This is a genomic window from Thermoanaerobacter ethanolicus JW 200, assembly GCF_003722315.1.
Taxonomy (GTDB): domain Bacteria; phylum Bacillota; class Thermoanaerobacteria; order Thermoanaerobacterales; family Thermoanaerobacteraceae; genus Thermoanaerobacter; species Thermoanaerobacter ethanolicus.
The window spans coordinates 2197142-2217302 of record NZ_CP033580.1; the positions used below are offsets into that span (position 1 = coordinate 2197142).

Annotated in this window: 20 protein-coding genes, 5 tRNA genes and 3 other annotated features; of the genes, 1 reads left to right on the plus strand and 24 read right to left on the minus strand. The window is 33.9% G+C overall.

From position 1 onward, the window contains the following. Nucleotides 1-61: 61 nt before the first annotated feature. The 11 genes from pheT to EB239_RS11090 form a co-directional block, all read right to left on the minus strand. Nucleotides 62-2446 (minus strand): phenylalanine--tRNA ligase subunit beta, encoded by a 2385-nt coding sequence (gene pheT / locus EB239_RS11040; protein ID WP_042835587.1) that lies wholly within the window; start codon nt 2444-2446, stop codon nt 62-64. A gap of 12 nt (nt 2447-2458) precedes the next feature. Next, nucleotides 2459-3478 carry a phenylalanine--tRNA ligase subunit alpha gene (gene pheS / locus EB239_RS11045; RefSeq protein ID WP_003871003.1) on the minus strand — a complete coding sequence of 340 codons (1020 nt, stop codon included), beginning with the start codon at nt 3476-3478 and terminating at the stop codon, nt 2459-2461. Nucleotides 3479-3530: 52 nt separating this feature from the next. Next, nucleotides 3531-3746: a binding site (T-box leader), on the minus strand. A gap of 26 nt (nt 3747-3772) precedes the next feature. Beyond that, nucleotides 3773-4537, minus strand: a complete 765-nt coding sequence (locus EB239_RS11050) for a TrmH family RNA methyltransferase (RefSeq protein ID WP_003871004.1) — start codon at nt 4535-4537, stop codon at nt 3773-3775. Between the two features lie 53 nt (nt 4538-4590). Beyond that, nucleotides 4591-4950, minus strand: a complete 360-nt coding sequence (rplT, locus tag EB239_RS11055) for a 50S ribosomal protein L20 (RefSeq protein WP_003871005.1) — start codon at nt 4948-4950, stop codon at nt 4591-4593. Nucleotides 4951-4970: 20 nt separating this feature from the next. After that, nucleotides 4971-5168, minus strand: a complete 198-nt coding sequence (rpmI, locus tag EB239_RS11060) for a 50S ribosomal protein L35 (RefSeq protein WP_003871006.1) — start codon at nt 5166-5168, stop codon at nt 4971-4973. A gap of 27 nt (nt 5169-5195) precedes the next feature. Beyond that, nucleotides 5196-5747, minus strand: a complete 552-nt coding sequence (infC, locus tag EB239_RS11065) for a translation initiation factor IF-3 (protein ID WP_004401900.1) — start codon at nt 5745-5747, stop codon at nt 5196-5198. Next, nucleotides 5728-5850, minus strand: a sequence feature (ribosomal protein L20 leader region). (Overlaps the previous gene by 20 nt.) Before the next feature lie 264 nt (nt 5851-6114). Then, entirely contained in the window at nt 6115-7158 is a 1044-nt protein-coding gene (locus EB239_RS11070) for an IS30 family transposase (RefSeq protein ID WP_129545147.1), read from the minus strand. Nucleotides 7159-7266: 108 nt separating this feature from the next. After that, complete coding sequence (locus EB239_RS11075; RefSeq protein WP_003871459.1) at nt 7267-8319, minus strand: chorismate synthase; 1053 nt, start codon at nt 8317-8319, stop codon at nt 7267-7269. A gap of 11 nt (nt 8320-8330) precedes the next feature. Then, nucleotides 8331-9575 (minus strand): MFS transporter, encoded by a 1245-nt coding sequence (locus tag EB239_RS11080; RefSeq protein WP_003871460.1) that lies wholly within the window; start codon nt 9573-9575, stop codon nt 8331-8333. 97 nt (nt 9576-9672) lie between these two features. After that, nucleotides 9673-11577, minus strand: a complete 1905-nt coding sequence (gene thrS, locus EB239_RS11085) for a threonine--tRNA ligase (RefSeq protein WP_003871461.1) — start codon at nt 11575-11577, stop codon at nt 9673-9675. Between the two features lie 53 nt (nt 11578-11630). Next, nucleotides 11631-11822: a binding site (T-box leader), on the minus strand. Between the two features lie 52 nt (nt 11823-11874). Then, entirely contained in the window at nt 11875-12474 is a 600-nt protein-coding gene (locus EB239_RS11090; RefSeq protein ID WP_003871462.1) for a DUF445 domain-containing protein, read from the minus strand. A gap of 191 nt (nt 12475-12665) precedes the next feature. Here EB239_RS11090 and EB239_RS11095 point away from each other — a divergent pair, with 191 nt between their 5' ends. Continuing rightward, the gene (locus tag EB239_RS11095) at nt 12666-13943 is read left to right on the plus strand and encodes a transposase (protein WP_003869069.1); all 1278 of its coding nucleotides are present in this window, start codon (nt 12666-12668) and stop codon (nt 13941-13943) included. A gap of 268 nt (nt 13944-14211) precedes the next feature. Here EB239_RS11095 and ytxC read toward each other — a convergent pair whose 3' ends face one another. The 13 genes from ytxC to EB239_RS11160 all read right to left on the minus strand — a co-directional run bounded on the left by ytxC (nt 14212) and on the right by EB239_RS11160 (nt 20160). Then, a complete protein-coding gene (gene ytxC, locus EB239_RS11100) occupies nt 14212-15090 on the minus strand; it encodes a putative sporulation protein YtxC (RefSeq protein WP_003870174.1) in 879 nt (292 codons plus the stop codon). Between the two features lie 55 nt (nt 15091-15145). Next, nucleotides 15146-15880, minus strand: coding sequence for a DUF6873 family GME fold protein (locus EB239_RS11105; protein WP_003867232.1), 735 nt, complete (start codon nt 15878-15880; stop codon nt 15146-15148). Between the two features lie 94 nt (nt 15881-15974). Continuing rightward, nucleotides 15975-16907, minus strand: coding sequence for a GGDEF domain-containing response regulator (locus tag EB239_RS11110; RefSeq protein ID WP_003867231.1), 933 nt, complete (start codon nt 16905-16907; stop codon nt 15975-15977). A gap of 122 nt (nt 16908-17029) precedes the next feature. After that, entirely contained in the window at nt 17030-17365 is a 336-nt protein-coding gene (locus EB239_RS11115; protein ID WP_003870175.1) for a thioredoxin family protein, read from the minus strand. A 110-nt stretch (nt 17366-17475) separates the two neighbouring features. Next, nucleotides 17476-17550, minus strand: a tRNA-Cys gene (locus tag EB239_RS11120). Nucleotides 17551-17554: 4 nt separating this feature from the next. Continuing rightward, a tRNA-Gly gene (locus EB239_RS11125) sits at nt 17555-17630 on the minus strand. Between the two features lie 4 nt (nt 17631-17634). Continuing rightward, nucleotides 17635-17710: transfer RNA gene (locus tag EB239_RS11130), tRNA-Phe, on the minus strand. 5 nt (nt 17711-17715) lie between these two features. Beyond that, nucleotides 17716-17792 (minus strand) — tRNA-Asp (locus tag EB239_RS11135). Nucleotide 17793: 1 nt separating this feature from the next. Continuing rightward, nucleotides 17794-17869 (minus strand) — tRNA-Val (locus EB239_RS11140). 125 nt (nt 17870-17994) lie between these two features. Continuing rightward, nucleotides 17995-18879: an Hsp33 family molecular chaperone HslO gene (gene hslO, locus EB239_RS11145; protein ID WP_003870176.1), complete on the minus strand. Its 885-nt coding sequence runs from the start codon at nt 18877-18879 to the stop codon at nt 17995-17997. 60 nt (nt 18880-18939) lie between these two features. Next, a complete protein-coding gene (locus tag EB239_RS11150) occupies nt 18940-19143 on the minus strand; it encodes a cold-shock protein (protein WP_003867228.1) in 204 nt (67 codons plus the stop codon). 74 nt (nt 19144-19217) lie between these two features. Continuing rightward, complete coding sequence (locus EB239_RS11155; RefSeq protein ID WP_003870177.1) at nt 19218-19964, minus strand: NAD-dependent protein deacylase; 747 nt, start codon at nt 19962-19964, stop codon at nt 19218-19220. A gap of 25 nt (nt 19965-19989) precedes the next feature. Further along, nucleotides 19990-20160: a small, acid-soluble spore protein, alpha/beta type gene (locus tag EB239_RS11160; protein ID WP_003870178.1), complete on the minus strand. Its 171-nt coding sequence runs from the start codon at nt 20158-20160 to the stop codon at nt 19990-19992. Between the last annotated feature and the right edge of the window lies 1 nt (nt 20161).

A 20161-nucleotide genomic window follows, 5' to 3' on the forward strand; every position in this document is an offset into this window, starting at 1 on the left:
TAAAGTGCAATTTCCTTCTTAATTAAGATAAAAGATAAAAAAGGCTGTAAAATAGCCTTTTTTATCTTAATTTGGCTCCTAATTTTTTGTCAAGAGCCTCTACAATGTTGTTGTGAATTACATTTACCTCTTCATCTGTCAAAGTCCTTTCATAAGACCTATACCAGATAGAGAAAGCGACGCTTTTTTTGCCTTCAGGGATGTTAGGACCTTTATAGACGTCAAACAATTCGACTTTATCTATAAGTTTTCCTCCTGTTTCAAGTATAACTTTTTCCACATCTTTTACAAAAATATCTCTATCTACTAAAACTGCTATATCCCTTTCTACAGCTGGATACTTGGGAAGAGGCATGTACCTCTTTTCTACATTAGCATATTGTATTACTTTATCTAAGTTTATTTCTCCACCGTAGACTCTAACAGGTATGTCGTAATTTTCTAAAACATCAGGGTGTATCTCTCCAAATATACCTAATGTTTCGTCACCTAGGAGAATTTTTGCAGACCTTCCTGGATGATAGGAAGGATCTTCTGCCCTTACATATTCTACTCCTTTTATACCCATTACTTCAAAAAGTGCTTCTATTACTCCTTTTAATGAGTAAAAATCCACATCTTTCCCGTACATTCCTATTGCAATAGTCTTTATTTCCTGTGGTAATTCTTTTAAGGGTAATTCTTTTGGCATAAAGACTTTAGATATTTCAAAAACTTTGAAATCTTGTACTTTTCTACTATAGTTGGTATAAGCTACATTCAATATAAAAGGCAGTAGAGTAGTTCTCATAAGGCTTTGGTCTTCTCCCAAAGGATTTATAATTTTAACTGCTTTCCTCAATGGACTGTCTAAAGGCACATTGATTTTATCTAAGTCTTTGCTTCCCATAAAAGATATCGTAACTATTTCATTCAATCCGCAAGCCAACAGCACTTCTTTTATTTTTTCCTCTAATTCCTGTTCTTTTGTCATTGCCCCCAATGTCGTTTGAGCGTTTTTCATTAAGCTATCTTGTATGTTGTTGTATCCAAATAACCTCGCTATTTCTTCTGCAATGTCTGCCTCCATTGTCACATCTCTGCGAAAATGCGGAACTGTTATCTCAAGGTCATCGCCTTTTTGTAGAACTTTAAACTCTAAAGACTCCAATATTTCAATCATTTGAGATGTCGGAAGCTCTGTGCCTAAAAATCTATTAATCCTGTGAGGATTTACAGTTAAAACTGTTTTTTCAATTGGCTTTGGATACTCGTCCACAAGCCCTTTTAAAACTGTACCACCACAGTATTTTTCCATAAGCTGTGCTGCTCTTTCACAAGCTAAAACTGTAATCTCTGGGTCTAAACCTTTTTCAAATCTTGAAGAAGCTTCACTTCTTAAACCCAATTTCTTAGAAGTATGCCTTATATTGCTTCCTTTAAAATTAGCACTTTCTATTAAAATATTTACAGTAGTGTCAGTTATCTCCGTATTTTCTCCTCCCATTACACCTGCCAAACCTATAGCTTTCTTCTCATCAGCAATAACCAACATTGAGCTGTCTAAAGTTCTCTCTTTTCCATCCAATGTAACTAATTTTTCTCCTTCTTTTGCCCTTCTCACAATTATACGCTTGTTTTCAACTTTGTCCAAATCAAAAGCGTGTAAGGGCTGACCTAATTCTAACATCACATAGTTTGTAACATCCACCACGTTATTTATAGGTCTTATTCCAGCTTTTAAAAGACGCATCTGCATCCACATAGGAGAAGGACCTATCTTCACATTCTTAACGACCCTTGCTACATATCTAAAGCACAAATCCGTAGCCTCAATAGTCACTTTTGCAGGATTTTGTTCTTCGCTTTCATTAACTTCTACCACTGGCATTTTAAATTTTTTCTTAAAAGTCGCAGCTACCTCTCTCGCTATTCCTACCATTGACAAACAATCAGGTCTGTTGGGCGTTATCTCAAATTCCAATACATCGTCTTTTAGCTGAAGAGCTTCATTTATATCCATTCCTAATGGAAAAGGTGGTAATATAAAAATTCCGTTTCTTTGATATTCTGGCAGCAGGCTTTCATCAAGTCCTAGCTCTTCAGCAGAACACATCATGCCATTGGATTCTATTCCTCTTAATTTGCCTCTTTTTATCTTAACTCCTCCAGGAAGAGTTGCGCCATGAAGTGCTACTGGTATGTAATCCCCCACTTTAATATTTTGTGCTCCGGTTACAATTTGTAGTTTTTCAGTGCCTACATCTACAATACCAACTAACAATTTATCAGCATTAGGGTGCTTTTCTAATGAAATAATTTTCCCTACCACCACATTTGAAATTTCTTTCCCATAACTTGTTATAGTCTCTACCTTTGACCCTGACATAGTAAGGCCTTCAGCAATAGCTTTCGCATCTTCATCTATGTCAACAAACTCTTTCAACCACGAAAGTGACACTAACATACGACCACCCCTTTAAAACTGTTGTATAAACCTTAAATCATTTTCAAAAAGAAGTCTCAAATCTTCTATTCCGTATTTCAGCATTGTAATCCTATCTATCCCCAATCCAAAAGCAAATCCACTGTATTTTTCAGGATCAATACCAGACATTCTCAAAACATTAGGATGTACCATGCCTGCACCTAAAATTTCAATCCAACCAGTATAACCGCAAACTCTACAACCTTTTCCACCGCAAGCAAAACAGCTCACGTCCATTTCTGCACTGGGTTCTGTAAAGGGAAAATAATGAGGTCTAAATTTGGTTTGAGTGTCTTCTCCAAAAAATTTTTTCGCAAATATATTCAAAACTCCTTTTAAATCTCCCATAGTTATTCCTTCATCTACTACAAGCCCTTCCATCTGATGAAATACTGGAGAGTGAGTTGCATCTATCTCATCAGACCTATAAACCCTTCCAGGAGATATAACCCTTATTGGAGGCTTATTTTTCTCCATAGTCCTTACTTGTACCGGGGATGTTTGAGTCCTCAAAAGTATATCAGAAGTCACATAAAAGGTATCCTGTAAGTCTCTAGCTGGATGGTCCTCTGGAGTATTTAATGCCTCAAAGTTGTAATAAGTAAACTCTATTTCTGGCCCTTCTGCAATAGAAAAGCCTAATCCTAAAAATATCTTTTTAATTTCATCCAATACTTGTGTCATGGGATGTTTGTGACCGTACTCATAAGGTTTACCCGGCATAGTTATGTCTATGTACTCATTTTTTATCCTCTTTTCTTTTTCTAATTGGGCAATTTTATTTTTTGTTTCTGTGAGTAAACCCTCAATTTTCTCTCTAATTTCATTGGCAATTTGACCAATTACAGGTCTTTCTTCAGGCTTTAAGCTTCCCATTCCCCTTAAAATTTGCGTCAATTCGCCTTTTTTACCTAAGTATTTAACTCTTAAGTTTTCAATTTGCTGTAAACTATCAGCTGACAGAATTTCTTTTTGTGCATCTTCATAAAGCTTGCGCAACAATTCTTCCATCTTTAAACCAACCCCTCTTTTGGTGTATTAGTTAAAATAAAAAATCCTCCGTCAATAGGACGAAGAATCCGCGGTACCACCTAAATTAGCATTTTATAAAAAATGCTCACTCATTTGGATAACGGTATGACCGGCAATGCCTACTATTAGTTCAGCACGCTGCTCCGGAGGGAACTTTCCATTATCTACCTAACGATAACACTCTCAGTCTACGGTGTTATCTCCCTGTGATTTTCGATAATGTACTTTACTCCTTCATAGCATTTTGAAATATTTTTTTAAGATTATACCATCCTAATTATTTTTTATCAACCTCTGCCTTTGAGATTCGTATAAAAATATACTAGCAGCGATTGAAACATTTAAAGACTCTGCCTCCCCTGTCATAGGTATTTTCACAAAGTCATCAACCAGATCTACAACACTGACACCTTTTGCTTCATTTCCCAAAACAAAAGCTATTTTATCCGAAATATTGCATTCATGAACTAATTTTTGAGCTTTTAAGTGAGTTGCAAAAACTTTTATTCCTCTTCGCTTAAGTTTTAACAAAATTTGTGAAGTAGTAGCTATGACAGGAATGTGAAAAATAGAACCCATAGAGGCTCTTAAAACCTTTGGATTAAAAATATCCACACAGTTGTTTATAGTAAAAATAGCACTAACCCCAAACGCATCAGCCGTACGTATTATAGTACCTAAATTTCCTGGGTCTTGAATATTGTCTGCTATAACATATACACCCTTTTCTTTTATATACGTATTTTCTTCATATTTTGGTATTTTTATAATCGCCATCACCATTTGTGGAGTTACTGTATCACTTAGTTTCTTAAAGATTCTTTCAGTAGTATGTGCAATTTCAAAATCACCTTTGGGAATATCTATTTTAACCCCTTCCCCCATAACTATGTACTCTATTTCAAAGTCACTTTTTAAAGCCTCCAATACACTTGTAGTACCCTCTACAAAAAACAGTCCTTCTTCGTATCGGCCCTTTTTGTCTTTTAGCTTTTTTATTTTTTTTATAAGGTCATTGTTTTCACTCGTAATTAACATTTCAACCACTCTTTTACAAAATTAGTTAAAGCAAAAGGCCATACAAACTGGCCTTATGCGTTTAACTGCTGCTTAGCTATATTTACTAATTCTGCAAAGGCTTTTTCGTCGTTTATCGCCATTTCTGAAAGCATCTTCCTGTTAATTTCTATTCCAGCCTTTTTAAGCCCATTTATAAACCTGCTGTAGGAAATTCCGTGGGCTCTTGCAGCAGCATTTATTCTTGTTATCCAAAGCTTTCTAAAATCTCTCTTTCTTAATTTTCTGCCAATATAAGCATACATTAAAGATTTCATTACTGCTTGATTGGCAACTCTAAAAAGCTTGCTCTTAGCTCCAAAATAACCTTTTGCAAGCTTCAATATTTTCTTGCGTCTTCTCCTCGTCACTTTCCCAAATTTTACTCTAGCCATTTTAAAAACCTCCTAATCTATTATGAATAAGGTAATAAGCGTTTGATATTTTTAGCATCCGCACCTATCAAATAAGTAGCTTTTCTCAATCTTCTTTTTCTTTTTGCATTTTTATGTGTCAAAAGGTGACTTTTATAAGCTCTCGACCTTTTAACTTTTCCTGACTTTAACACTTTAAACCTTTTTGCTGCTCCTCTATGTGTTTTCATTTTAGGCATAAATATATCCTCCTTCTGTAATTTTTGCTAACTTTTTGGTGTTAATACCATCATTAAATTTCGCCCCTCAATATTAGGAGCTTTTTCTATAACGCCATACTCACTGAGCTCATTTGCAAACCTTTTTAAAAGGTCTTCTGCCAACGAAGTGTGAGCTGCTTCCCTTCCTCTAAATCTTATAGTAACTTTTACTTTATTACCTTCTTTTAAAAACTTAATAGCACTTTTTAACTTTACACCAAAGTCATGGTCTTCAATAGTCGGGGACATCCTTATTTCTTTTACATTTATAATCTTTTGCTTTTTCTTTGCCTCTTTTTCTCTTTTACTAAGTTCATACCTATACTTACCAAAATCCATCAATTTGCACACGGGCGGATTGGCTTGAGGGGCAATCTTAACCAAATCAAGATGTCGCTCTTGAGCAATTTTATAAGCTTCCTTTGCCGACATTATACCTATTTGCTTACCGTCTTGGTCAATCAGCCTTACCTCTTTGTCCCTTATTTCCTCATTGACCTGCAGCTCTTTGTTAATAAATACGCACCTCCTAAAAATTATGAAAAAATAAAAGCGGATATAGAAATACCCGCTTCTTTACAATAAAACAAAGATAAATACTTTTGAAGAAACCTTTGCACCTTCGGTGAAAGGTGAGAAGCGGGCGCTTCTACTTATTCGCTTTTTTAGTTTATCATTATTTTATTTTTTTGTCAATATTTATTTTTATGTTTGCTAAACCCTAAAAATTTTATAAATTGCAATATTAAATGCAACACCTAATGAAAATCATGTAGATATAGGATTTGGAACAAATCATATATAACCTTAAGCCCATCTTAGTTAACAAATTGAGCGAAGGTCGTGATTTGTCAAGGGTTAAAGTCAGGCGAAGCCTGCCCCTTGACAAATCACGAACGAGCTCTAAACTTTATAAGGGATGGGCTTAACAGATTTTTGCCAGCTCTTCATAAAAGTATTCCTTAGGCGTTTTGTAATTTAACAATTTTCGTGGAAGGTTATTAAGCCAGTTTTCTACTCTCTTTATCGTATCTATAGATAAATCTTTAATACTTTTACCTTTAGGGATGAAACGTCGTATAAGACCGTTATGTCGTTCATTTGTAGCTCTTTCCCAAGATGAATATGGATGTGTATAATATACTTCTACGCCATATTCTAAAAGAGCACTTTCTAAATCACTAAACTCTGTACCATTATCAGATGTTATTGTTTTAAAGACCTTGCTTAAATTGTCACCAAACATATCTTTTAATTTTGATAGTGCATCTTTAACAGATTTATTGTCTTTTGCATCTAATAAGAATATTATTTCATGGCGAGTCTTACGCTCTATTAATGTTAAAAGGACCTTGTCATTAGATTTCTTGCCAATTAACGTATCTATTTCCCAATGCCCAAAAACTTCACGGCTTTCAACTTCTTTAGGCCTAAAATCAATACTTTTACCCATAATACGTTTATTTTTACGATTTTGTTTCTTCCTTGGTTTTAAACGTAGTTTTAAAGGTAAATCAATGTTTTTAACTTCTAATAATCCTCTATCTATATAGTTGTACAGTGTTTTAGTACAAACAATAGTTTTATTATTCCAGCTTGGGTCTTTTTTACAATAGCCTACAACTGCATCTGGTGACCATTTTTCATTTAATATTTTATTTTCAGCATATTTCAAGAAATCTTCTGCTTTAGCTACTTTAAATTTAGCTCCGCAATTTGAACGATTTTTTTCGTAGATAGCTTGACCGGTTTCAGGAAAATAGCTTGTATAAGAAGATAAATCACTTCTAAGTTGTGTAGTAGTTCCACGTTTAATTTCACGGCTTATAGTGCTTGGAGATCGATTAAGTTTTTTAGCAATATACCGAATACTTCTTCCTTCTTTGAGTAATGCATAGATCTCTCCTCGTTCATAGCTACTTAAGTGTTTAAAAGAACGCTTTTTTGTGGTATCATTATTATGAACCATAGTGAAAATCCTCCTTGTATGATGTTTAGTTGACACCTATATCATACACGATTTTCACTATGGTTTCTATTTTTTTATCTGTTGCATTTAATTATACAACTAACCACCCTAAAAATTTCTCACATACTCCAAGTAAGAAATATAATTTCTTTTTAGCTCATCAATTGAGTCTCCACCAAACTTTTTAAGGCTTTCATCAGCAATCACCCAAGCACAAACTGCTTCTAAAACACAGGCAGCAGCTTCAACAGCAGTCACATCTGAACGCTCATAAGCAGCTTTTACTTCCACTTTAGTATTTATGTCAATAGAAGTAAGGGGTTTTAAAAGAGTAGGAATTGGTTTCATGGCAGCTCTTATCACTATAGGGCTACCGTTAGATATTCCTCCTTCAATTCCTCCTGCATTATTTGTCTTTCTGTAAAAACCTTTATCTCCCTCATAATAAATTTCATCATGGACTAAGGAACCGGGTCTTTTGGCTGCCTCAAAGCCTAAACCAAATTCTACTCCCTTAATTGCTTGAACACTCATTATATGATAAGAAAGCAGAGCATCTAATTTCCTGTCCCATTGAGTATGGCTGCCTAATCCTATAGGCACCCCTTCAATTACTATTTCTATTATACCTCCTAAAGTATCGCCTTTAGCCTTTGCCTCTTCAATTACTTTAATCCACTCTTCCTCTGTTTTTGCACCACCTATTTCTAATACTTTGCTTTTTACTGAAACATTTAGTTCTTTTAAAAGCAATTTTGCCACACTTCCTATAGCCACTCTTGCCGCGGTCTCACGGGCACTAGAACGCTCTAAAATATTTCTAATATCTCTTTGATTGTATTTAATAGCACCAGCAAGGTCTGCATGACCAGGGCGTGGTCTTGTTATAGGCGGAATTTCTTTATCTTTCCAATTTGTATAATCTCTATTTATAATCTCCAATGTAAGAGGTGCTCCGATAGTCTTGCCATGTCTTACTCCACTCAAGATGTGTACTTCATCTTTTTCAATAGCCATTCTTCCCCCTCTTCCATAACCCCCTTGCCTTCTTTTAAGCTCATTATTTATAAATTCTACGTCAATAAAGAGATTTGATGGAAGGCCTTCAATAATAGCAATTAAAGCTTCTCCATGGGATTCCCCTGCAGTAATATACCTCATATTTTTCCTCCTCACTGCTTTGCTTCAATTTCTTTAATCTCATCTTCATAATTAGCTACTAAAAAGTACAAAATACTTACTACTATTCTTGCAATACCTGTTAAAATCATAAAAGCTACATAACCCATTTGTGTATAAAGCCACATTCCAAACATAGGAGCAATAAAAGCGGAAATTTGAGTAATTAATGTAAACACGGCGATGTAACTCATTTTTTCTGAAGTAGGAGGTAAAAGCTCTAGCAACCAATTTAAGAGCAACATGTTATAACCTCCTACAGCTATACCCCCTAAAAAATCAAAAATAGCGCCAACATAAAGGTTTTTAGCTGTAGCCCACATGAGGGGAATAAATCCTAGAAGCAATGCACTTAATGCAACAGCAAATCCGTTTCCCCTTTTGTTGGACAGGTCAGCCCATTTATAAAAAGCTAAAATAGACCCAATAGAGGAAACAATAGTAAATATACTCATCCATGCATTGTTAGCATGCAAAAAATTTACCTTATATATGGTAAAAATGGGCCAAGCCATCATCCATGCAAAATAATATATAAAAGAAGTTACATTAAAATATATAAATTTCTTAGACTCAAACATGTTTCTAAAAGCTTCATAAAAACTTCCGGACTTGGCTTCATCCAAATCCCTTTTTACCACATGAAACCTTGAAAAATAATAAGATTCTATTAATCCGAAAATAAATGCAACAGTAAATATTACTTGATAATTAATAGGGAAAACTATTTTATCAAGCAACCATCCTGTTACCAAAACTGTAATTGTTGCCACAATTGTCGTCCAAAAATTTCTGTCAGCGAAAACTTTACTTCTATATTCTGGAGGAATTAATTCACTCATAAATGATTGCCAACACATGCCAACTGTCATAGAAGGTAAATTCATTATTCCCACTAATATAACTACAATCCACGGTTGAAGTTGTTTACTAAAAAGCGGAGCAAGAGCAAGTAAAAAATAAAAAGTTCTTGCGATATAAAGTACAATATAAGAAAATTTGTGAACCTCTTTTAATTTATTAATCAAATATGTTACAGGAATAACTCCAATTACCACCATAAGGGCAGGTAAAGAATTTAAAAGAGACACTTGAAAGTCATTTGCTCCTAATTTTATAGCATATATGCCAATAAAAGGGTTGACCATATTAAAGCCTATAGCCCATGCAAGACCATTTATCATATTCATTTTTATGTTATGTCTTAAATATTTGTAAACTTCTGCGTCCTTTTTCATACCTCTTCCCTCAAAATTAATATTTTAATTTTAGATTACCACGTTTTTTAAATTCTTTCAATAAATCAAAATGCCCCTTTAAAGGAGCATTTTGATTTTATAAAGCTTTTGTAGCGATTTCTTTAAGAATTTTTTCTATAAACTCATTTAAGGAAATAGCGCCTAAGTCCCCTTCTTTTCTTGACCTTAAAGATACTGTTCCTTGTTCCACTTCTTTATCCCCTACAATCAGCATGTAAGGAATCTTTTGAAGTTGTGCCTCTCGTATTTTGTATCCTATTTTTTCATTCCTGTCGTCTAATTCAGCTCTTATGTCATTTTCCAACAGACGCCCGTATACATTTTGGGCATAAGCATAGTGTTTATCAGATATAGGCAAAACTCTAACTTGTACTGGCGCCAGCCAAGTTGGGAAAGCCCCTGCAAAATGTTCAGTAAGAATTCCAATAAATCTTTCTATACTTCCGTAAATTACCCTGTGCAACATTATAGGTCTGTGTTTTTCTCCATCTGGGCCTATATACTCCAGTTCAAACCTTTCAGGCATCTGGAAATCCAATTGGATAGTTCCACATTGCCATGTACGACCTATGCTGTCTTTTAAATGAAAATCTATTTTGGGTCCGTAAAATGCACCATCCCCCTCATTAACTTTATATGGTAAATTCACGCGATTTAAAGCAGAAATCAAAGCATTTGTAGCCAATTCCCAGTCTTCATCAGACCCCATAGAATTTTCAGGACGTGTAGACAATTCAACAAAATACTCAAAGCCAAAAATTTTATAGAAATAATCCACTAAATTTATAACCCCTAAAATTTCATCTTCAACCTGCTCAGGAGTCATAAACAAGTGAGCATCATCCTGAGTAAAACTTCTTACTCTCATAAGCCCATGCAAAACTCCTGAGAGTTCATGTCTATGCACTAAACCCAATTCACAAAGTCTCAAAGGCAAATCCCTGTAACTGTGCATTGTAGACTTGTAAACAAGCATTGCTCCAGGGCAATTCATAGGCTTTATTGCATAAGTCTCTCCGTCTATTTCAGTGAAATACATATTCTCTTTATAGTGGTCCCAGTGTCCTGACCTACGCCATAATTCTTCATTCAAAATTATGGGAGTTTTTATTTCCTGATAACCATGCTTTATATGTTCTTTTCGCCAAAAATCTTCTAAAATGTTTCTTATAATCATTCCCTTAGGATGGAAAAAAGGAAAACCAGGTCCTTCAGGGTGGATACTAAACAAATCTAACTCTTTCCCTAATTTTCTATGGTCTCTCTTTTTAGCTTCCTCTAACATATGTAAATATTGATCTAACATGCTTTTTTTGGGAAAGCTTATTCCATATATTCTTTGAAGCATTTTATTTTTTTCGTCGCCTTTCCAGTAGGCTCCAGCAACTGACAACAATTTAATAGTTTTTACCATGCCTGTTGACATAAGATGGGGCCCAGCACAAAGGTCAGTAAATTCTCCTTGCTTGTAAAAAGAAATTTCCTCTCCTTCTGGTATTTCTTCAATTAGCTCCACTTTATAAGGTTCATCTTTTTCTTTCATCAATTTTATCGCTTCATCTTTTGGAAGGACAAACCTTTCCAACTTATAATCTTCTTTTATAATTCTATTCATTTCCTGTTCTATAGCTTCAAAGTCTTCTGTGGTAAAAGGCCTTTCTGTATCAAAGTCATAATAAAAACCATTGTCTATAGCCGGACCAATTGCCAATTTCACATCTTTAAAAAGCCTTTTTACAGCCTGTGCTAAAATATGGGAAGAAGTGTGCCAATAAATCTTTTTCCCTTCTTCATCATCAAAAGTCAAAATTTCTAATTTTCCGTCCTCCTCAATTTTTGTATTAAGTTCCACCACTTTGCCATTAAATTTTCCACCGACGGCTTCTTTTGCTAACCTTTCACTTATACTTTTAGCTATTTCATAAACTGTCATACCCTTTTCAAATTCTCTTTGTGTGCCATCCTTTAATGTTATAATCATTCAATTACCTCCTTTGTAAAATTTTTCTCTTAAATAAAAAACCTCTTACCCCGTAAAGAGGCAGAGGTTATCTGCGGTTCCACTCTTTTTTATACTCTGGTATTATATCGGAATAACCGTTCGGATTCATCATCCGCAGCTCCGGGGTGGTCTTCGATATTCAGAACATTTGAATGATCTCAGCCTATGTCATTCAATCTCTGTGATGTTCTTTAAATATCTACTTTCCCCCTCATTGCTTTAATATTTAATTTTTTAATCATTATATCTTCCTCTCGGACATTTGTCAATAATAATTTATAAAAATTGTATCACAATTGCTTGCAATACTCCTATTAGAAACCCTAAAACTCCCCCCATAATCTCTATCATATAAAGTTCACTGTGAGCAATTTTTATCACCACCTCCTCCAATTTTTCTAATTTGAAGCTTTTTATTTTTTCCTCTACAATTTCTGATATTTTAAGTTTTTTTGAAATAATCTCTACCACTTCATTAGAAGGAGAATTTAAAAATACTTCTACTTCTCTATTTATAATATCACCAATGTAGTTTGATATCATCTCTTTTATAGCCTTGGGAAGAAAAGAAGGAAGTTTATTTTCTGTAACTTCTTTAACTTTTAAGTCCAAATTCGATAATAGAAACTTGCGATTTTCTTCTGTTAAAAGCCTGTCCCATAAATCATTAAAAGATAACAATTCCCTTTCCACAATTTCACCTATTGATTTAGCAATTTCATATTTTCTTTTAGGGATAAGTCCTTGTAACGTAATACCGAAAATTTTTACAGGTTTCAAAGGCTTAAATAGCATTTTAACGGCGACAAAATTCGTAAGCCATCCAATAGCTGCTCCTACAAAAGCTAAAAATAGCATCCTTGTTAAAAATTGCATTCCACCACCTCTAAATTTTAAAAAATTAGACTTGTGCAAAATTCAGAAGCCTTAATTTAAGCCATTCTACAGACATACTTTTTTCCTATCACTCTTGAATTTTTTATCTTTTATGTAGGATTTCACCTCCCATTTGTCGAATTATTATATATACAGCATGAAAATATTTCTTAAGGAGGAGGAAATCCTACATGTACCAGCTTCAATTGCTTTTAAATATACCTGAACTCTTTACCTCTCAGTCTAAAATTGATTTCTATTCTTCTATGTTTGAAAATCTTGACCTGTCTTCAATACCTGAATTCCCTTCCTCTAGTCCTGGCCGTAAGGGTTATTCTCACCATGCACTTTTTAGAGCTTTTATTGTCATGAAAGCTGAAAGATTCGGCACAATTTCTGACCTTTTAGATTATCTCCGCAATAATCTTATCATTGCTCATCTTTGTGGCTTCGACATTTCTAAACCTCTTCCTTCTTATTGGACTTTTCGCCGTTTTATTAATGACTTCTCTCATGATTATTTGACCTCTATTTTTCAAAATCAGGTCAATATCCTCAAAAATATGGGTATTATCTCCGGTGAGTTTATTTCCATGGATTCTACCCCTATTAAAGCTAACACTAAGTTAAATAACCCTAAGTCTTTTTCTAAAAATAAATTCTCTAAAGATAATCAGCCTAAGTCAGATAAGGATTGTAAATTAGGCGTTTATTCTGCTTCTAACGATTCTTCTAATAAACGCTATAAGTTTTATTGGGGCTATAAAAATCACATTATTGTTGATGCTATCTCTGGTTTACCCATCGCTGAAACTACTACCCCCGCTGATGCCCCTGATTTTGAAGCCGCTTTATCTTTGCTTGAGAAGACTAATAAGTGGTTTAACCTTAAGTATGTTAATTTTATTGCTGATAAAGGCTATGATGTTAAGAAACTTTATAATTATGTTAGAAATATTCTCCACGGTCATTGCTTTATTCCTCTTAACAAGCGTAATTCTAAAAATCCCCCTCTGACTGATGATGGTTATATGGTCTGTGAAGCGGGTATTAAAATGCTTAAAGATGGCAAGCAATATTTTGATGGTTTTATTAAGCAAAAATTTGTTTGCAAGTTCTGTAATTCTAAGGATGATTCTGCCTGCCCTATAAATCATCCTAAATATTTTAATGGCAAAAAGCATAGAGGCTGTACTAAGTATGCTATTATATCTTCTGATTATAGGTCCTCTATTAATAGAGACTCCCTATATTTTAAGGCCGTCTACAAATTGAGAATTGAATCAGAAAGATATAATTCCCGCTTTAAAGCTCTGGATTTTGAAAAGGCTTATGTTAGAAATATTAATTCTGTGAGCAACCTTAATACTTTTGGCCATATTACTTTGCTTACTGTCGCTATTGTAGCTATTAAATTGGGCAAATATGATGAGTTTAGATCTCTTGTTGCTTTGATGCAATCGGCCTAATTTTTATTGAATCTATTTCATGCCATTTTTTAACATTTGACTTCTACAGGATATTTATGCCCTTTTTTAGCTCCTCTTTTTGTCTTTTCTTTTCCCTTACCACTTCCTTTATGTTTGATTGTCAGTGTTGATTACTATATATTGTATGTAATACATATTTTGGTTTTTGATTATGATTATTTTAATTAATTTTGCACATCCCTATAAAAAATCACAAATATAATAATATCAGATTTTGACGAATTTTAAAACCCAGCCTTAAGCTGGGCTATTTTTCACATTTAATCTTTGAACACAATTCACAACCATAGCAAATTTCTACTTTGTCATTAAAAACTTTTTTAACCGTCTCTAGAATTTCATTATCTCTCATATTGTTAATAGAATGAAAAAATATTTTTTTAGGAGCAATGGTTATAAGCGTGCTTATCAAAGCATCTTCATCACTTATAACACCATCTTTTAATTCAGCAACTATTTCATTAATAAAATCATTAGATATTGGTTTGTCATTTTCATCATAAAGTTTAAATTTGCCATTTTTATCGACAATGATATTCAATATTTCAACTTTTGAATCCTGTAATTCGACGAAGTATTTAAGTAAACCTATAAACTCATTGTACTCTTTTTTCATTAAAAATTCATCAACAGCCTTATCTGTTACTTCGCTAAGTTCACCAATAAAATCCCTCAGTCTAAAGTTCACAAACCCTTCTAAGTCTATATAATCACTCTCTTTTAAAAAATCTCTTACCAATACAAAAATTTGCTCTTTTTTTGCTAATTTAAATGTCTCTTTATTCACATCATCTTCTAAAATATTGTAAGCGATTTTTTCTATTTCCTCCTTTTCATCTTCTGAAAAATAATGGTAATATTTATTGATTAATTTTTTTATTATCCGTTTGTCAATTTGGTTAACAATTATATCTGAAATAGCTTCCGCTATATAATTTCTTATTCTCGCAACATTGCTAAAGCCTTGTTTATCCTCCACTTTTAAGCTATAATAGGTAACTGAGCCACACACATTAGAATTTATCGCAATCTTTATACCATTTTCAGCTAAATTTTTTAAGCCATGTTTTAAATTTTCTACATCTAGTTTTAAATCCTTTGAAACACCTATGGAAAATAGTTGCAATTTTCTCACTCCCTTCGTTAATAGTATATGTGTCTTTTTATCATTTTTATCTGTTTTAAATCAGTGGAATGATGGAACCAATGTCTTTTATTTGTTTAAAAGTAAGATAAACAATTTCAATTCCTTTTTTATTTAAAAATTCAATAATTTTTTCATAATTTTTATGTGAATTAAATACACCAGTTACTGCTAATTTTTTCTCTCCTATAAGCCCCATTGCACCGCCAATAAACCCGTATTCAAAACCCTTTAAAAAAACACCTCCGGGTTCTATCAAAAGCGCTTCAAAACCATTGCTAACTGCTACCTCAAATATTCCTTTGTCTGAAGTTATAAAGCTATTATCATCTATGATTGCCATATTACATTTTGTATAACCTTGCTTTACATTTAAAAACTTGACACCTTTTTTTTCTAAGGACTCTCTCAAAACAGGATCTGTGTACTTGAAATTGTGAAAAGCTGTGTTTCCCAATCTTGCTACATTATATGCGATATCATAAGGATAGTTACGTTTCAAAAAAGTTTGTCCTATTTTTACTTTTAAACCTATTAATTTCAATTTGCGTATAAACTCTGGTGTCACATTGGGAGCTACAATGATTTCTCTGTCTCCTAAGGGATGCAAAAGTATATCGGGATGAAAAGAAATAGCATCGTATAAATCTGCACATTTTTCAGTATATAAGACTTTTATCCCTAACTTAGACAAACTATCTCCAATTTCCCTCTCTCTTCCATCAATTACAACCCATTTAAAATTGCCATGGGGAACAAAGGGATTAGACATTTTTTCACCTCTTTTATACAAAGATAGGGCATACTGTTGTATGCCCTTAACCTTTTCTTTAACCTTTTCTTTAACCTTTTCTTTAACCTTTTCTTTAACCTTTTCTTCTATCTTTTAAATAACAACTTCCATCCATTGTCTTTAATTTCTTTTTCAATTCAGCAGCTACTGCACTTATTTCCAAATCATTTTTAAAATCTCTAAATTCATTTGTGACAATAGCAATAGAAATTGATACCAGTGGAAACATCATCTTTTCGCCAGTCCTACCAATTGTCTCTATGTAACCCCGTTTTCTATCTTCATCGTCATATAAATACTTTATTTCCTCATCAAAGCGAGAAATTATATACTTACACATCTCTTCAGCTTTATCAGGAGTAGTAATTATCACAAAATCATCTCCACCTATGTGTCCCAAAAAATCTCTTTCATTTCCAATCAGATTTACAGCATCTGATAAAATTTTGGCTGTAAGTTTTATTACATTATCTCCTCTTAGAAAACCATAGTAATCATTATAAGACTTAAAATTGTCCAAATCAATATACAAAATGGCATAAGGCTTGTTTTCTTTAATTCGCCTTTTTATTTCTTCTTTAATGTCAATATTTCCTCTAAGACCAGTAAGAGGGTTGGCCATTCTGTTGTGTTCTATCCGCTGAAACAAATTATTGACTTTAAACAGAAGTTCTTTGTCATTAAAAGGTTTCACTAAATAATCATCTGCACCCAATTCCAACCCTTTAATTTTTTCTTCAAAATTGTCCTGTGAAGTCAAAAGTATTATAGGAAGCATCAAATTTTCTTCTTCTTTCCTCAAAATTCTTAAAAGGTCAAAGCCATTCATGCCTGGCATAACTATATCTAATATTACCATATCAGGTAGTTTATTCCTGTATATTTGTAAAGCCTCTTCTCCATCTTTAGCCTCTAGCACCCCATACCCAGCATTTTCTAAAATATCTTTCAAAATTTTCCTTGTAAGTTTGTTATCATCGACAATAAGAATGTTTCTCCCCTTCACAATGCTTCCTCCACAAAAAAACATTTAACAACCCCATAATATTATATAAAAATTTTGGCAAAAAAACTACTACTTTAGCAAATTAAATTTAAATTAAAAATGAAAAAATTTTACATAAAATTTTATGCAGTTTCTTCAAAGAAAAGAGAGTAATATTTTGAAATTTTTTCTTCCAATGTGTCCATACTTATAAAACGAGCCTCTCTTATTGCCTCTTTTCCATCCACATAAACTATTACAGTAGGAACAGTAAAAACAGAAAACTTACCAGAAGCCAGCGGAATCTCATCAATAGGAATGTGAAAACTTTTTATTTTTGGATAGTTTACTAGCATTTCTTCAAGTTTAGGAAGTAATGATGTACATATTCCGCAATCTTGTGTAGAAAAATAAAGAAATACCATATCATTTTCCTTTATAATTTGTTCTATATTTTCTATGTCGTTAATTTTATCCATAATTTCCCTCCTATCCAAAAGACTACAAACGATTAGATTTTAAAATTAAAAAATATAAGCCCCTTCTAGGGCTTTTTCATAACCTGATTCACTAAAGTTTCATATTTTTATGGAGGCGACACCCGGATTCGAACCGGGGAATAAAGGTTTTGCAGACCTCTGCCTTACCACTTGGCTATGTCGCCATATTGGAGCGGACAACGAGACTCGAACTCGCGACCCTCACCTTGGCAAGGTGATGCTCTACCAACTGAGCTATGTCCGCATAATGGTGCCTCGAAGTGGAATCGAACCACTGACACAGGGATTTTCAGTCCCTTGCTCTACCAACTGAGCTATCGAGGCATAACTGGCGACCCAAAAGGGACTTGAACCCTCGACCTCCAGCGTGACAGGCTGGCGCTCTAACCAACTGAGCTATTGGGCCGTGGTGGTCGCAATAGGACTCGAACCTATGACCCCCTGCTTGTAAGGCAGGTGCTCTCCCAGCTGAGCTATACGACCATTCTACTGCCGTGCAAGTAATAGTATACATAAAAAACTGCTATTAGTCAACACTATTTTGAGGATTTTTTCGCCTTTATGTCTAATTAAAAATAAAAAATATCGATGATTCTCTTAAATTTGCTTTATTCCTCTGCAATTCTCAGCAATTCTTTAAGCCTACTTTCCTCTATCAAATACTTTTTACCACAAAAATGGCATACAGCTTCAACAAATTGTCCTTCTGAAATAAGTTTTTCTATCTCCTCTTTTCCAAGAGCAATTATAGCAGTTTCAAATCTTTCTTGTGAACAATCACATTCATATTTTAAATCTACTCTTTCTAAAATATTAAGTCCCATCTCCCCTAATATATGGTTCAATATATCTTCTGGCAGATATCCATTCCTTAACAATTCTGTAACTGAAGAAATATTCCTGAGTGCTTCCTCTAGCTTTGCTACAACTTCTTCTTCAACATTAGGCAATAACTGTATAATAAAGCCTCCAGAAGCTAAAACATTTCCTTCTTTTCCCACTAACACTCCTACCCCAACAGCAGAAGGTACCTGCTCAGAGGCATAAAAATAATAGGCTATATCTTCCCCGATTTCCCCAGTTTGAAGCTCTACAGTTCCAATGTAAGGTTCCTTTAAACCTATATCTTTTATAACAGTCACATATCCATTTTTACCAACAGCTTTGCCTACATCTAATTTTCCTTTTTCAGACAGTGGTAAATCCACTGTAGGATTTCCTACATACCCTTTGACAATTCCCGGGTAATTTGACACTGCAACAATATTCCCTATAGGCCCATCACCTTTTATAACTAAAGTGACCTTGTCTTTTTCATCCTTCATCATAACTCGCATCATAGCGACAGCTGTCAAAGCTCTTCCTAAAGCTGCACAAGTGGTAGGTGTGAGATTGTGAATTTCTTTAGCCTTCTGGGTAGTTTGTGTTGAAAAAGCTGCAATAGCTAATATTTTATTATTATAAGCTGTAGCTCTTACAATGTAATCACTCATAGTAAATACCTCCTATATCAAAAAACCCTAACATATTTAATGTTAGGGTTTAATTTCACGTCAGTTTACCTTTCTTACCTTAGAAGCTTGTGGTCCTTTTGCAGCTTCAACTACCTCGAACTCAACTTTTTGTCCTTCCTCTAATGTCTTAAAGCCATCACCTTCAATTGCTGAGTAATGGACAAATACGTCTGTGCCATCCTCCCTTTCAATAAAGCCATAGCCTTTCTCGGCATTAAACCATTTTACTTTACCTCTTACCATTTATATCTTCCTCCAAACTTGATAAATAATTTACTTCTCTATCATAGCACTTATATATCAAATTGTCAAATTTTTTATTGAAATTTTATAATATCCCATATATTTCTAAGCGCATAGCTTGCTTTTTCCCTTATAACTACATCAGCTTTATAGTCATAAGGAGTCTCTGTCGCATTTATAATTATTAAATGTCTTACTATATCTGGCAAAAAGTTCACTGGCGAAACTGCCAAAGAAGAACCTATGACTATTAACAAATCGCTGGACTTTACTTCTTTTACTGCCAAATCAAAAACATAAGGCATAGGATCTCCAAATAGTACTACATCAGGCCGCAGTAACCCACCACACTCATCGCAGCGAGGAGGAATTTGTTTTTTATTTACTTTTTCCTCTAAAACTTCAAAAGAGACTTTTTTTCCACAATGTAAACAACTTCCTTCTCTCGTATTGCCGTGAACTTCGAATACATTTTTAGAACCAGCTTTTTGATGAAGATTGTCTATATTTTGTGTAATTACTCCAAAAATTATACCTTCTTTCTCCATTTCGCTTAATATGTAATGAGCTTCATTAGGCTCAGCATTTCTCATTGAAGACAAAATCTTGAAACCAACTTTATAAAATTCCTCCGGGAAATTGTACAATACTCCCGTTGACAAAACCTCCATTGGATCTAACTTCTCCCACAGACCCCTTCCTGGGCTTCTAAAATCAGGTATACCACTTTCCGTTGATATACCTGCTCCTGTCAATACAATATTTTTTCTTGACTGCTTAATGAGGCGAGCAGCCTCTTCAAACAAATTTTTATCCCCCATGGCAATTCACCTCAAATAGAGTATATCACAACTTTTCTTTTTTTCCTACCTCCTGTTGCATTTTCATCTTTTTCTTAACTATTGAACCTATCTTCCCAGTTTCTTGGGCAGATAACTTAGACCATCCAACTTTTTTTACCTTTTCAAGAAGTCCTAATTCTTCAGCCGCTTCAAGTTTCAAAATTTCATTGTCCATT

Bases quoted from the DNA above. Each gene is read 5' to 3' on its own strand.
- pheT (WP_042835587.1), bottom strand. From the start codon at position 2,446: ATGTTAGTGTCACTTTCGTGGTTGAAAGAGTTTGTTGACATAGATGAA.
- pheS (WP_003871003.1), bottom strand. From the start codon at position 3,478: ATGGAAGAATTGTTGCGCAAGCTTTATGAAGATGCACAAAAAGAAATT.
- EB239_RS11050 (WP_003871004.1), bottom strand. From the start codon at position 4,537: ATGTTAATTACGAGTGAAAACAATGACCTTATAAAAAAAATAAAAAAG.
- rplT (WP_003871005.1), bottom strand. From the start codon at position 4,950: ATGGCTAGAGTAAAATTTGGGAAAGTGACGAGGAGAAGACGCAAGAAA.
- rpmI (WP_003871006.1), bottom strand. From the start codon at position 5,168: ATGCCTAAAATGAAAACACATAGAGGAGCAGCAAAAAGGTTTAAAGTG.
- EB239_RS11070 (WP_129545147.1), bottom strand. From the start codon at position 7,158: ATGGTTCATAATAATGATACCACAAAAAAGCGTTCTTTTAAACACTTA.
- EB239_RS11075 (WP_003871459.1), bottom strand. From the start codon at position 8,319: ATGAGGTATATTACTGCAGGGGAATCCCATGGAGAAGCTTTAATTGCT.
- EB239_RS11080 (WP_003871460.1), bottom strand. From the start codon at position 9,575: ATGAAAAAGGACGCAGAAGTTTACAAATATTTAAGACATAACATAAAA.
- thrS (WP_003871461.1), bottom strand. From the start codon at position 11,577: ATGATTATAACATTAAAGGATGGCACACAAAGAGAATTTGAAAAGGGT.
- EB239_RS11090 (WP_003871462.1), bottom strand. From the start codon at position 12,474: ATGCAATTTTTAACAAGGATGCTATTTTTAGCTTTTGTAGGAGCAGCT.
- EB239_RS11095 (WP_003869069.1), top strand. From the start codon at position 12,666: ATGTACCAGCTTCAATTGCTTTTAAATATACCTGAACTCTTTACCTCT.
- EB239_RS11105 (WP_003867232.1), bottom strand. From the start codon at position 15,880: ATGTCTAATCCCTTTGTTCCCCATGGCAATTTTAAATGGGTTGTAATT.
- EB239_RS11115 (WP_003870175.1), bottom strand. From the start codon at position 17,365: ATGGATAAAATTAACGACATAGAAAATATAGAACAAATTATAAAGGAA.
- hslO (WP_003870176.1), bottom strand. From the start codon at position 18,879: ATGAGTGATTACATTGTAAGAGCTACAGCTTATAATAATAAAATATTA.
- EB239_RS11150 (WP_003867228.1), bottom strand. From the start codon at position 19,143: ATGGTAAGAGGTAAAGTAAAATGGTTTAATGCCGAGAAAGGCTATGGC.
- EB239_RS11155 (WP_003870177.1), bottom strand. From the start codon at position 19,964: ATGGGGGATAAAAATTTGTTTGAAGAGGCTGCTCGCCTCATTAAGCAG.
- EB239_RS11160 (WP_003870178.1), bottom strand. From the start codon at position 20,160: ATGGACAATGAAATTTTGAAACTTGAAGCGGCTGAAGAATTAGGACTT.